The following is a 12,929-nucleotide window of genomic DNA, read 5'->3' as shown; positions in this document are numbered from 1 at the left end:
GTTAAATAATTAACCTGTTTATTCATCCAGTGGTTAATTGTAAGTGTATTATTAATAGGTCATTTTTGACCTGTTTCTAATCCGAGAAATCGCTATTATATCACTACGCTGAAGAAAGTTATCAGATGAAAATGTTAATGATAGGCGGTGGGTTTTTACCGGAACTAAAAACTTGATGGCAAGGATGAACGACAACGTCGTTTTCGCTTTTCTGCGATCTCCATTCAGCTAAGCAGAACAAATTTTCACTAGTCGTGTTTATTTTTTAAGGTAAGGAGAACAATGACACTTATAAACACAGCCACATCCAGACTGGTGGGTCAAAGCAAACCAGCTCCAACCGGAGCCGAAATTCTTCGTGTTGCGCGAAAGCTTCGAGGTTACACGCAAGCCGAATCAGCTGCTCATTATGGTATTGAGGAGCGTACGTTAAGGCGATGGGAAAATAGGGAATATAGCCCACGCTGGAATGATGTTATTGGCCTAGTTGAAGATGTGTACTTACTCGATATTTTAGAAGTGATAGGAAAAATCCATGACCAACAAGCAAGTGACGATTAAACAGGTACGTACTGCCCTTAAGCGCTGGGGGAAGTTTTGGTGTAGTAAAGAGCTAGGTAAGGGCTTTAGCCGTCAAGCTGCAACTGAAGCTATTGGTAGTTCATCAAGCCAATACGTCAGTGCAGAGCAGATGCATGTGCCAGATGAAATCGCTCAACTTACTGCATCAATTGAGTTACTTAGACCAGAATGTAAGCGTGCAATCCGAGCTAAATACATGATGCATAACAAGGTGGTCGATGCAGCAAAAACATTGGGTTTTGACAGCAAGCGTTCAATGGAGTTTTGGTTATTGAAAGCTGAGCAAAGCTTGATGGTTAATATGTCGACACATTAGCAACAATAAAGGGGAATTGTATGTCCGTAATGAATACAGTAGAGCAACTCAAAAAACATGAGGGGTTTCGCCAATTTCCTTACCTGTGTACCGCGGGAAAACTGACTATTGGCTATGGTCGAAATCTCGATGATAAGGGAATTGATGAAGAAGAAGCAGAATCACTACTTGCTAGCGATGTGGAAAATGCCAAAGCGGCCGTGGCGCGCAGAATTGCAACCCAACACTGCAACGATGCACGGATGGCGGTGCTGGTAAATATGGCATTTAACTTAGGGATCACAGGGTTACTTAACTTTGGTCGAATGTTACAAGCGGTCGAGAAAGGTGATTTTGATACCGCCGCGCTAGAAATGTTAGATAGCCGATGGGCAAGACAAGTGCCTAATCGCGCCCAAGAGCTTGCTCAACAGATGATTTCAGGGGAATGGCAATCATGAGTCTATTAGGAAGCCTATTTTCTGCAAAAACAGTGGCTCCGATAGAAGCAATTGGCAATATTCTTGATGAATTGTTTACCAGTGAAGAAGAAGTACTTAAGCAAGAGCATTTAAAGGCGAGACTGATAGCAAAGCATGCATTAGTACAAGCGCAGATCAATCAAGTTCAAGCAGCGCATCGCAGTGTGTTTGTTGCGGGGGCGAGGCCTTTTTTGATGTGGGTGTGTGGTTTTGGCTTTTTGTTTTCGTTCGTGGTTAATCCAATTCTACAATGGTTAATGCCTGAACATGGTACGCCTGAGTTGCCGCTTGATGTGATGTTAGAGCTTACGCTTGCCATGTTAGGGCTTGCAGGGCTTAGAACCGTTGAGAAAGTAAAAGGGGTCAGCAAGTGAATCATCCTGAACAATGGCAAATGAAAAAAGAGTTTAATTTGGCCCACATTCTCACCACCATTGCGCTGTTGGTGTCTGGTGTTATTTACCTTGGCGACTTAGATAAAAGGATCACCACTAACTCCCAAGCGCTTGACCACCTCAAGCAAATTCGCCAAGAAGACCAAAAGCGCATCGAAAAGCGCTTAGATTCTATAGATAAAAAATTAGATACGTTGCTCGGTGCCCGCAGAGTGGGTTCGTAGCGCCGCTATTATCGGCCGTATTGGCTTTCTTTATCCAACCCCATTTAAAAGGAGAGTAGCATGAATAATGCTATCGATTTGACGCGCCTATCTGCACCTGATGTGTTGGAGACAGTCAGCTATGAAGCTATTTATCGGGAATTAGAAGCGCAATTGCAACAGCAGTTTCCAGATTATCCATTTCTTCCCTCTGATCCAGCAATAAAGCTGATGGAGCTTTTTGCTTATCGCGAGGTATTACTGAGACAGCGTGTGAATGACGCCGCACAATCTGTGATGGTGGCATATGCCACGGGCAGTGACTTGGATCATTTGGGTGTTTTGTTCGGTGTGGCGCGAGAAGGAGCGGAATCGGATGAACGCTATCGTTTACGGATCCCACTTTCTCTTGAAAGTCATTCAATGGGAGGCACGTCTGGTGCTTATCAGTACCACGCGTTTACCGCTTCTGCAAAAGTGAAAGACGTATTTGTTGAATCAACGTTGCCGGGTATTGTTGAAGTCCATGTGTTACCAGTTGCTGATGTGGTGACTTTGGAAGATAAAGAAGCACTGAGAACAGAGGTGTTACGTTACCTCAATGACGAAGATGTTAGACCGCTTACGGACCTTGTACGCGTGCATTTGGTAGAGCCAACGGCCTACAGGATTGAAGCCGATATTTACTTTAATGCAGGTATTAATACGGAGCAGGTTAAAGTGTCCATCCATCGTGCAATTGAAAACTTTATTCAATCGCATTACTTGCTCGGGAAAGAAGTACCTAGCTCGGGGCTTATTGATGCTTTGCATCAAGGAGGAGTAAGAAAAGTGAAGCTTCGCTCGATGCATGACGACCTCTCACCAAGTGCTAAAAATGCAGCTTACTGTCGTGATGTGCAATTACATTTTCCAACGGAGTAAGGTGATCTATGACAAGTTATCATAAATTACTGCCACCTGGCACATCACCGCTGGTTCGCACCGTTGCCGAGCTAGTCGAAGACTTACCGAGTAAGCTTGAGGTAACACCAACAATCCCAGAATATGTGGGCAAGCAATGGCACCCAGAGACCTGCCCTGAGGCTTTATTACCTTGGCTTGCATGGTCTTTATCAGTAGATGAGTGGGATGAAAGCTGGCCGGTAGATACCAAACGGGCATTTATCGCCAATTCGGTCAAAGTGCATAAGCACAAAGGCACGGTTGGCTCAGTAAAGCGAGCATTGGCAGCGCTGGGGGTAAGTGTTGAGTTTTTTGAATGGTTTCAAGAAATTGATGATATAGCACTGGCGCCTTATCAATCAAAGCAGCCGCATACCTTTATGTTTATCGCGTGGGCGAATGAAATTCCGTATACCAGTGACGCTGTGATCTTAAGTCCGGAGCTTTACCAAGCTGTTAAAGATGTTACCGATAGTACTAAACCAAAACGTGCCCATTTCGACTTTTTAGTCGGTGCCAAAATGAGCCTAAAACTGCAAACAGCCTCTATTGCCAGTGGCTTGCAAGTTGCGAGAAAGTCAGCGCAAACTGAGGCCGTAAAAGCACCCGCTGCCACCGTATCAGCGGCATTTGCATTGGCAAGCAATAAACAAATCGCAGCGACAGGCCGGTATATGAAAAGCCAGCATGTGAATGCGTATTTACAAAGCTCTGCGCGAGTAGGGCTTCACTTAAATAATCGCCGTCATGTAGTAAGCCGAATTTATTTAACCAATGAGCAAAGACTGCCTGCCGCCAAGTTTGACTTTACGACGGAACTTGCGAGCACTTTGCACTTTACTAATCGTCGTTTTCAAGTGGCTAGATTCTACTGCCACACTTATACCAATTTGTCTTAATACTTGCTCAATTTGAAGGAGTAAATCTGACGCTAACGGCGTTAAAAATTTCTCATTTAGAACAACTAAATAGCAAAATTTTCGTCTGGTTATCGAAAAGGTTTTCTCGCCTCAAAATAGCTCACTTAATTAAGCAAATGGGTATTAATCATCGCAGCAATTTAGCCTACAACCGCTATTGGAATAGCGAACAAACACTTCAATTGATGTCATCAGCGTTTACCCAGCGGTAGTACCTATTGGTATAAAACCCATTGCTGTCATTTCATATCAATGTGCTTCATAAACCAACTTATTAAATGAGTTGTGTATTGATGCGGGTTGATATCACTCAACAAAAGGAGACAGGTGCTGTGAGCACGATTTTACGGCCGACCATCACCACCGCGGGTTTGGAAGCAGTATTTAACGCCCAAAAAAATGGCTTTCAAGCGAAGATCAGCAAGGTAGGGCTTGGTACTGGCAATTATACGCCAGATCAAGGCCGCCGCCAGCTACAACAAGAAGTCCACCGCATTATGGTGGCAAGTGGCGAAGATAAGGGGAATGCCCAAATCCATATGAGTGTGATTGATGATACCGATCACAACTTTTGGGTCAATGAAGTGGGCTTTTATATCGAAAGCGAAGCAAATGGCCAAACACAAGAGGTGCTATTTGCGGTGTATTCTTCACCAGATAGACCTATCGCTTACAAATCGGCGGAAGTCGATTTACTTCTTGCTTTTGATTTGGTGTTAACGGGCGTGCCTGCCGACGCCGTTACCATCGTCGATAACGGCGTTAATCTAAATATTCTTATCGCCCCAGAACTTGCCAAGCTAGGCGCTGCGCAAATTAACAATATGACTCGTCATCTTAAACAGAAGTTTGAGTTGATGGACAAAGGAATTTTATAGGAGCAACTCATGGCATTAGAACAAGATATTGCTAATCTCATTCAGTCTACGGATGCTTTAACGGCGGTGGTGGATAACAAGGCGCAGCAGCTCGATAACCAAATGGCTGCGTTTGACACGCGTATTGCGAAAAAAGAGCAAGATGTCGACAAATTTATTCAAGAGGCGATGCCAGAAACACGCTATGTTCAGGATATTTTTATCGGTGGTTCAAAGGATTATTTTTATCCGGTGTGGTGGGCTATGAATGGGAATGCTGCGGGAGTGAGTAAGGTTACTGTCGCTCGTCATTATTCATGGAATGGTGACACTAGACCGCTTAACTCAACTAGCGGTCATCAAGCGGCTTTACTTCTTGAGTTAGAAGGAAATGCAACTCCATGGAGCGGAAATGCGAATTTTTTACAGGTTAAACGCTTTCATGAGCGCTATAACCCAACTGTAAGCCATACAAGTTTTGCAATGTACTGTAAACGCGAAAAAGCAGACTCAAGTTTAGATCTATATGGTGGTGGTGAAGAAGGTGCCTTTGGTGCATTCTGTGCCACTCGTAGCGGAGTCTACCTCAGAGGCGGTGGGCTTACATATCGGATTATAAAAAACTGGAAGGGTGATGTTAATTTCCATGATGGTGCTGATATGAATAGAAGAAATATTTACGAAACAACCAGTGACACATGGTCTGTTCGTTGGTACGCAGAGCCAATTCCATTTGCCGAGCGCTTAGCCCCAACACTAAGCTCTATTCCATACGCAAACCATCCATATACACCACCAACAACTTAAAGGAGTCACAATGGAAATTAAAACCTTAAAAATCGGTGATGATGAACTGATTAATGTTCCGGCAGATGAAAAAACATTGGCAGATTTGGGCGTCGCCAATGCTGATATTCCAGGCATTCTAGCTGAGGCAAAGCAGGCTCAACTTGCAGCTCAATGTATGCATGCTAGAAGTTTTGCTTACCAGTGCGAGTCAGATGGTCTTGCCTTCGATTACTTAGCGGCGATGGCCGAATTTGGTGAAGCGAGTGAAGCCGCACAAGCGGCAAAAACTGCGTGGCTGCAAGCGCGAAGCACCATTAAAAATCGTTATCCAAAACCGCAATAACACCAATCTACAACGACTTTAGGCTATTAAGCCCACCATTCGGTGGGCTTTTTTGTGCCTGATTTACCGCTGAGATAACACTCAGTATTCCTTTTACAAATCGTATTAACCATATGGAGAAAAAATATGGCATTAGAACAAGATATTGCCAAATTGATTGAGGCATCAAACGACCTTACCGCAACCGTCGATAATAAAATTCAAGATATTACGGCGACTTTAACTAGCAGCGTTGTTGATGTAAAAAATAAAGTCAACGCGGAGTTAGGCAAAATAGATCAAAGGTTTGATTCTGCCCGCAAAAAGCAGTCGCATTTTCGCGTAACTAAAAACCAAGCATTAATTCCCAATGAGGCAGGCACTTTTCCACACTCTTGGAGTGGTGGTTATGTAAAAGAAGCTAGATTACTTGAAACTGTTACCTCAGGTGTGGAGCCTAATCAAAGAACACCACTTGCAAGGGAATTTTTAAGAGCGATAAATTCTGATACTCAGCATTTCGCTAGAAGCTTTAATATTTGGGAACTGGAATATTACCCAAATCGTCGAGGCGAGAGTGCACATCTATTTGCGTATTTAATGTACCAGTACTTTAGAGCGCCTACCGTTGTAACAGCAGCTGCGGTTGTGAAACATATTCGAGGTACAGTACCAAACAATTGGTGGTGTGAAGGCTTAGAAGCAAATCAAGACGCAAAGCTTTGTGGTAAGGTCATGAGTTTTGGCCGAAATAGATATGGTCATTGTCATCCTTACGTTCCTGGTGAAGGTAAACCAGAGGATGAAACTGGCGTGATTCAAATTGCCCTTCCTGCAGTTGTGACAGGAGAAGTACCTTTGGATGACTGGGGACAATTCGCCTATTTAGGTGACGCTACACAAAATGCTTACGACTAAGGAGAATAAAAATGGCAAAACTAATAGTAAATAACCAAATTGTTGACAAGTTCTACGACGCCAATACCCCACATTTTGTAACGCAAGAGTTTGTTGAAGATACATTTGGAGTGGGAACAACATTCACACTAGAGCTAAGCGCAGTTGAGACAGCACTGCAGAGCAAGCAGTCTGCGCGTGAACAAATTGCTCAACAAGTTGCAGACACAGACACATTGCTCGGTACAACGGCAGATACGGCACAATTACTGTTGAAAGAGCTGAGCAGTTTGGTTACTTCACTTAGCACCGCGCAATCACTGGATGACGTTAGAGCTTCTGTGAGTGGACTTAAAGATAAGATTGGCCATATCCACGCTGATGTGCAGTCGGGAAGCTTAACTTTTCCGTACCAAGTGAAAGGCGAAGCACAGGTGATGCACGAAATCGCCGAGCGTGCAAATGGTGTCAGCCAAGCACTGCAAAGCAACGCTTAAACATACCTACCACAAGCACCCAGTCATTTTTGATTGGGTGCCTTACAACAGGCCCCATTATGTCTTTAACTAACTTCAGTGCGGTCAGTCTTAGTCAATTACCCGCATCCGATTTACTTGAACCCGTTGAATTTAAATCGCTTTATAACGAACTAAAGCAAGCCGTAGAACACGCCTGCCCAGAACTTTCTGAGCTACTACCTAGCGATCCCATCGTCAAGCTGATGGAAGTCTTTGCTTATAGAGAGCTGCTATTACGTCAACAGATTAATGAAGGCGCGCAGCAGGTGTTGCTGGCAAAAGCCACGAGCAGTGAACTCGATTATTTGGGGAATCGTTTTGCGGTGATACGAGAAGCTGAGGAGAGTGACGAGCGCTTTCGAGCGCGTATTCAATTGGCACTAGAAGGGTTTAGTACAGCAGGGCCAATTGGTGCTTATTGTTTTCACACGCTTAAAGCCTTACCTCAAGTTAAGGATGTTTTTGTTGAGTCTCCCGAATTTGAGCAGCTTCAGGTCGAGCCACCATTATCAGACTTAGTACCAGAGTATACGAAATTGCTGCATTGTAGCCATGCCGCTAGGCTTCAAGATGCCGCACCGGGGGATGTAGCGATAACGGTGCTGACAGATAGAGGCAATGGCATACCAAATCAAGACGAAATAACAGCAATTACAGAGCATTTGTTTCAAGAAGACATTAGGCCTCTGACGGATAGACCACGAGTACTCTCAGCTGAGGTAAAAGAATTTACCCTCCGCGCCACGCTTTATTTATATCCAGGCCCTGATGAAGAAAAAGTGAAATCTACGGTAGAGCAAAGCGTGCAGCAATGGTTAAAAACACATCATAAACTCAATCATGATATTCGTTTATCTGGGCTTTACAGTGCGCTACACCAAGCAGGTGTGCAACGTGTTGAGCTGCTCTCACCTACCGCCGACATTATCAATACCCCTTGGCAGGCTGCGTTTTGTACACAAGTGGAGATAAACATTGCAGGAAGAGATATTTAATACACTATTACCGCACGCAAGCACTAAGCTTGAGCATGCGCTGGCAAAGGCGCTAAGCAAAGTTTCCACGACTCCTGTTCCACTTGGTAGTCTTTGGGATCCCTGGCGATGTCCCGAGCATTTTTTACCTTGGCTTGCGGATGCACTCAGTGTGGACTTTTGGGATAGCGCTTGGCCAATTGAAGTGAAGCGCAAGATTATAGCGAATAGCGTGCCCGATCATCGAATAAAAGGGACGGTTAGTGCGATAAAAAGCGCGCTCTCCACTCTAGCTGCAAAAGTTGAGCTTAAAGAGTGGTGGCAACAAGAAAATCCTCACGCGTTTACGCCGCATTCTGCACAGATCATTGCGTTGGCCGCTCAGAACCTAGATCCAGCAGGCAGCACGCTACTGACTCCTAAGTTGCAGGCACAACTTTGGCAAGCTGTGGTGATGACAAAACCATGCCGCAGCCAAATTAATTTGCGTGTAGGTGTACAGCAAAGTACAGGCTTATCGCTCAATACCGTCAGTCAGTCTGCGAGTCTCCAGCGAACGTGGATGCCTCAACACACAGATAATGTTGCAAATGTAAGCCAGTCGTATCTTGCTGGTACTTCTGTTTTGCAAGGGGTGGGCAAAATATCTGGTGAAGTGCGCTCTGATCTCAAAAGTGCTTCTAGCCTTTATGTTCACGCAGCGCCCTTTGCTATCCAAATCCAGCGACAGTCGTTTTATTGCTATTAATACCTAAACAAAGCTGCTGCAAAAACAAACTTGAAGATTAACAGACTCTAAAGGAATGACTCATGGAACAATTTACGCCGCTTATTACGCAGGCGGGATTAAACGCGGCCGTTAATGCCAAAGCCAATGGTTTTACGATTGATATTAGTGCGATTGCGGTAGGCACTTCTGGCTATACGCCTTCTCGTAGCCAAACCAGGCTGCGAGGCGAAAAAAATCGAGTGGCGATTGCCGGCGGGCAAGTTGTTGGTGACGGGCAATTTCATATTACCGGACATTTTATTGACGATGCTGAGTACGCGGTGCGCGAAGTGGGTTTTTATCTTGCCGATGGCACTTTGTTTGCTGTTTGGTCTCACCCGCAAAATGTACTTTTTTATCAAACACCCATTGCACAAATCGTACAAGGGTTTGATCTGCTGTTAAGTGCTGCACCGGTAGACGCTATCACGATTAATACCACAGGCGATTTAACGCTTTTTTATGCCGGTGAATTTCTCGACATGCTGGTGGCACAAACCCAACAACTGAGTGCGCAAATTCAAGCGAATCACCGACAGATTCAATTCAACAACAGACTACTACAGCTAGGAGTGTAATATGGCGGATTATCAGCCAATGACATTAGAGCAGCGCATCGCCGCACTGCAAGCCGAGAACGGCAGATTAATCGATTCAAATAATGCCCTCACACAAACCGTGATCGGCAAAATGGGAGAAATTAATCATGCGCTGAGTGATGCGCAGCAAGATATTAGCGAAGCGATTACTTTGGCGGGGTCAAAAACAGATCAAGCGATCCTTAATTTTGCAGATAGCCACTCTGATTTGCGAATTAATTATTATGATAGGGCAGATCATTCTAAGAGCTCGTTAAATATAGAAGCTGAACCTGAAGCTCCACATATTTCAAAATGGGTAAAAGTACCTATCGCTACGCAGGGTTACTACACTTATCCAGCTCCTCAGGCGCTGACCAAAATACATCTGACTCGTAGTTATAGCTATGCACCTGGTCACAGTGAAGAAGATCAATATAGTCATGATTGGTCTAGAAGCTTTCCTCAATTTGTATTAGCGAATTATGAAGCAACAAGTGATCAGATTAACGCTGAGGTTGAGCGTTTAGGCCTTCAGCCAAAAATTACTGGTGGATGGAATGCATGTGCAACCACCCAGACTATTGACACAATTAAGCTTCATGGTCTGCACCCTTATTCAATGCTATTTGTTCGCTTTGTTAATATGCTCCCATCGCCCGTTGGCAGTGACAAAACACCACAAAACATCGTTGAATTTGGTGGTAACGCCACTTTTGCTGTTGACCGTGTTATTAACTATCCAAGAATCGAGGTGTAATTATGCAAGAACAAATTCCTTCACAACAAGATCATTTAGCTTTACTCGCGTATCTAGACAAGCAAGTAAAGCGCGGGCAAATAAGCCGAGAAGTGGCGGATGTAGAATCTATTATTGGTACTACTGCAGATACAGGTCACCTGGTATTAGTTGAGTTTATTAAGCTGCTTGATGGTCTCAGCAAAGCAACAACACTTGCCGAGATGCGTGCAGCGGCATCACAGGGGCGTGACAGCTTAGGTACATTAACCACAAAAGTGCTGAATAATGAGATTCAGTTTCCCTATCAAGGTAAAGGCGCTGAAAGTGTTTACCAAGAAATTGAATCTCGCGCCACTGGTGTTGCAAGCATTTTAACTTCCTCAGAATAAGGCGCTCTATGGCAAATCAATCAATTGATCTTTCCACTTTGCCAGCGCCAAACATCCTTGAACCACTTGATTTCGAAAGCCTGTTCCAAGCACGTAAACAACGTTTTATTGAACTTGCACCTGAATATGCCGAAGCACTAGCACTTGAAAGCTCGCCGCTTGCGATTTGTTTGCAAGTCGAAAGCTATCGCGAGCTGTTATTACGACAGCGCGTCAATGAAGCCGCGGCGGCTAATTTGTTAGCTACCAGCCAAGGCGCTGATCTTGAACATCTTGGCGCTTTTTATGGGGTGGCTCGGTTGCCAGATGAACATGACGAAACCTTACGAATGCGTATTCGCAACAGCACCATAGCGTCTAGTACGGCAGGTAGTGCGGCGCATTATCGTCATCAAGCCATTGAAGCTGCACCGGGATTAATCAAGGATGTGTCGGTGCAAAGCCCAGGGGATGGGCTGGTGGTGGTAACGGTACTCGCAAAGTTTGACACTGATGCAGAACAGGTCTTAGCACAAGTGAAAGAAAGGCTATTTGACGACTCAGTGAAAATGCTAACGGACACGTTAGAGGTCAAGCTTGCACAGCCCGTTTGGGTAGATGTTGAAGCTGAGCTTTATCTCAATACTCATGCTTCTGAACTTATTGTCAATAAGCTGAAGCAAACGTTGCAAGACGATTGGCTCAACATCACGACACTTGGTTGGGACTTAACGCCAAGCTGGCTGCATGCACAATTACACAGTACGGGAATTAGGCATATCGAACTGCTTGCTCCAACACAGTTAATTGATGTGGCGGCCCATCAGTACGTTATGCCCAAGTCAATCTCGCTGACATTAAAGCGAGGCTAAGATGACGTTATTACCTCCTAATCACACTTTGCTGCAACGGCGATTGCAGCAAAGTGTTGCCGTGAGTGACGATATTCATGCGGGTATCTCAAGGTTATCTGGGTTCAAGGCCGAGCCGCACGACAACTTGCTGATGTGGCTCGTTTGGGAGTATGGCTTAGAGGCTATTTTGCCCTACAGCCAAGACCTTCGCGAAACCCTCAAAGAAGGTCTGGTTTGGCAGCGACTTCGTGGTACACCAAAAAGTGTAGACATCGCGCTCAATTGGCTCAACTTTGACGAGGCTGAGCTTGAGCTTGATAAACCCGGGCGTCACTTTTATCGCTATCAATTGGCATCTGGCAAAATTCCAGGGAACAAGGCGCTTAAAGATATCCATCAGCTGCTTGGACTATCTGCCCCAGTAAGAGCCAAACTCTCACGTATTTATCATGGTTATGATGTGCGTGAACTGAAGTTATCTCAAAGTGGTTTTGGGGCGCTTTTATCAGATGTATCTGGCGTGCCATTTCATGACGGCGATAACACGCTATGCAAAGTCAGCTTTGGTCGCAGCCACCAGCAAGGTGTGAGTCATGATATGACGAATGCCTCCGTACACCTCAGTAGAACACATAGTCAGCGCAGTCATTACCTCACCACAAAACGCTTGAGTGAATACAAGCTCAGCGACAAAGAGCCTTCACAACTGCCGGTGAGCTCAGCCCGAATTAGGCTGCTTTCGAAGCATCGCGTGTGGTCAACACGCTCGTGGCAGGGCGAGTGGCAACAAAGCTGGGGGATACTTGATGTAGCTGGAGGAATGCCGTGTAGAGTCAGCTTGAAACATAGCCAAGTAACTTTACCGGTAAATACGATCCTTCAAGCGGCTGGAAGCTTTAAAGTTTCTATTATTTACAGAAGATAAAACAATCAAATTAAAAGGAGCAGTCCTTGGCCACTTTAACACTTCAAGGCCGAAAGGCGCTTGCACGGCTAATGCAGCAGCAGGCTATTTATTTAGCATGGGGTAACGGCGCATCAAGTTGGGATAATACTTTGCCGCCAACCCCTACCAATACCACACAACTCACTAATCTCATTGGTTATCGCAAGGCAAAGCAAATTAGCTTTTGTGAGCCGGATGAACAAGGCGAAATTCAGGTACCAACCGGAAAGTTCCGCTTAAGCGATACCGCCAGCCAACATCTATATTGCCAATTCACCTACGACTTCGAAGATGGCTTAGGTGAGCATATTCGCGAGCTTGGTTTAATGCTTGGTACGACACCAAAAACGGGCATTCCAGCTGGAAAATATTACCTCTTACCAGACGAGGTTGCAGAGGCTGGTGAGCTTATTTTGCTTGAGCATCGCACGGCACTATTTCGTGATCAAGGGGTACGCGAAACGTTTGAGTTTGTGATCAGTTTTTAAGAAGA

The 12,929-nt window shown here is 45.0% G+C and carries 20 protein-coding genes; all 20 read left to right on the top strand.

Annotated elements, in window-relative coordinates:
- Window positions 1–282 precede the first annotated feature (282 nt).
- Window positions 283–561: a helix-turn-helix transcriptional regulator gene (locus L1D50_RS04040; RefSeq protein WP_128728037.1), complete on the top strand. Its 279-nt coding sequence runs from the start codon at window positions 283–285 to the stop codon at window positions 559–561.
- Window positions 536–898 carry a hypothetical protein gene (locus L1D50_RS04035; protein WP_010378324.1) on the top strand — a complete coding sequence of 121 codons (363 nt, stop codon included), beginning with the start codon at window positions 536–538 and terminating at the stop codon, window positions 896–898. Before L1D50_RS04040 ends, L1D50_RS04035 begins: the two co-directional genes overlap by 26 nt.
- 20 nt (window positions 899–918) lie before the next feature.
- Window positions 919–1,338, top strand: coding sequence for a glycoside hydrolase family protein (locus L1D50_RS04030; protein WP_138523490.1), 420 nt, complete (start codon window positions 919–921; stop codon window positions 1,336–1,338).
- Entirely contained in the window at window positions 1,326–1,733 is a 408-nt protein-coding gene (locus tag L1D50_RS04025; RefSeq protein WP_128728036.1) for a 3TM-type holin, read from the top strand. The genes L1D50_RS04030 and L1D50_RS04025 overlap by 13 nt, the downstream gene beginning before the upstream one ends.
- Window positions 1,730–1,978, top strand: coding sequence for a hypothetical protein (locus tag L1D50_RS04020; RefSeq protein WP_099031760.1), 249 nt, complete (start codon window positions 1,730–1,732; stop codon window positions 1,976–1,978). The genes L1D50_RS04025 and L1D50_RS04020 overlap by 4 nt, the downstream gene beginning before the upstream one ends.
- Window positions 1,979–2,038: 60 nt before the next feature.
- Complete coding sequence (locus L1D50_RS04015) at window positions 2,039–2,881, top strand: baseplate J/gp47 family protein (protein ID WP_239965586.1); 843 nt, start codon at window positions 2,039–2,041, stop codon at window positions 2,879–2,881.
- An 8-nt stretch (window positions 2,882–2,889) separates the two neighbouring features.
- A complete protein-coding gene (locus L1D50_RS04010; protein ID WP_239965585.1) occupies window positions 2,890–3,801 on the top strand; it encodes a phage tail protein I in 912 nt (303 codons plus the stop codon).
- 353 nt (window positions 3,802–4,154) lie between these two features.
- Entirely contained in the window at window positions 4,155–4,700 is a 546-nt protein-coding gene (locus tag L1D50_RS04005) for a phage tail protein (protein ID WP_019647288.1), read from the top strand.
- A gap of 9 nt (window positions 4,701–4,709) precedes the next feature.
- Window positions 4,710–5,486, top strand: a complete 777-nt coding sequence (locus L1D50_RS04000) for a phage tail protein (RefSeq protein WP_239965584.1) — start codon at window positions 4,710–4,712, stop codon at window positions 5,484–5,486.
- Window positions 5,487–5,496: 10 nt separating this feature from the next.
- A complete protein-coding gene (locus L1D50_RS03995; protein ID WP_239965583.1) occupies window positions 5,497–5,811 on the top strand; it encodes a hypothetical protein in 315 nt (104 codons plus the stop codon).
- 126 nt (window positions 5,812–5,937) lie between these two features.
- Window positions 5,938–6,708: a hypothetical protein gene (locus L1D50_RS03990; RefSeq protein ID WP_239965582.1), complete on the top strand. Its 771-nt coding sequence runs from the start codon at window positions 5,938–5,940 to the stop codon at window positions 6,706–6,708.
- Window positions 6,709–6,719: 11 nt separating this feature from the next.
- The gene (locus tag L1D50_RS03985) at window positions 6,720–7,184 is read left to right on the top strand and encodes a hypothetical protein (protein WP_239965581.1); all 465 of its coding nucleotides are present in this window, start codon (window positions 6,720–6,722) and stop codon (window positions 7,182–7,184) included.
- A gap of 59 nt (window positions 7,185–7,243) precedes the next feature.
- Window positions 7,244–8,200 (top strand): baseplate J/gp47 family protein, encoded by a 957-nt coding sequence (locus L1D50_RS03980; protein ID WP_239965580.1) that lies wholly within the window; start codon window positions 7,244–7,246, stop codon window positions 8,198–8,200.
- A complete protein-coding gene (locus L1D50_RS03975; protein ID WP_239965579.1) occupies window positions 8,181–8,927 on the top strand; it encodes a phage tail protein I in 747 nt (248 codons plus the stop codon). The genes L1D50_RS03980 and L1D50_RS03975 overlap by 20 nt, the downstream gene beginning before the upstream one ends.
- Window positions 8,928–8,989: 62 nt before the next feature.
- On the top strand, window positions 8,990–9,526 hold the full coding sequence (locus L1D50_RS03970) for a phage tail protein (protein ID WP_069020287.1): 537 nt from the start codon (window positions 8,990–8,992) through the stop codon (window positions 9,524–9,526).
- A gap of 1 nt (window position 9,527) precedes the next feature.
- A complete protein-coding gene (locus L1D50_RS03965) occupies window positions 9,528–10,286 on the top strand; it encodes a hypothetical protein (RefSeq protein WP_239965578.1) in 759 nt (252 codons plus the stop codon).
- A gap of 2 nt (window positions 10,287–10,288) precedes the next feature.
- On the top strand, window positions 10,289–10,657 hold the full coding sequence (locus tag L1D50_RS03960; protein ID WP_128728025.1) for a hypothetical protein: 369 nt from the start codon (window positions 10,289–10,291) through the stop codon (window positions 10,655–10,657).
- An 8-nt stretch (window positions 10,658–10,665) separates the two neighbouring features.
- Window positions 10,666–11,508, top strand: a complete 843-nt coding sequence (locus L1D50_RS03955; RefSeq protein WP_239965577.1) for a baseplate J/gp47 family protein — start codon at window positions 10,666–10,668, stop codon at window positions 11,506–11,508.
- 1 nt (window position 11,509) lies between these two features.
- Window positions 11,510–12,415: a phage tail protein gene (locus L1D50_RS03950; RefSeq protein WP_239965576.1), complete on the top strand. Its 906-nt coding sequence runs from the start codon at window positions 11,510–11,512 to the stop codon at window positions 12,413–12,415.
- A gap of 26 nt (window positions 12,416–12,441) precedes the next feature.
- Window positions 12,442–12,924, top strand: a complete 483-nt coding sequence (locus L1D50_RS03945) for a hypothetical protein (RefSeq protein ID WP_239965575.1) — start codon at window positions 12,442–12,444, stop codon at window positions 12,922–12,924.
- Window positions 12,925–12,929: the final 5 nt, after the last annotated feature.

Origin of the sequence: Pseudoalteromonas sp. Isolate6, from assembly GCF_022398435.1 — a bacterium.
Taxonomy (GTDB): Bacteria; Pseudomonadota; Gammaproteobacteria; order Enterobacterales; family Alteromonadaceae; genus Pseudoalteromonas; species Pseudoalteromonas galatheae.
Note: the sequence above shows the minus strand (reverse complement) of the source record. Positions and strands in the feature narration are given on the sequence as shown.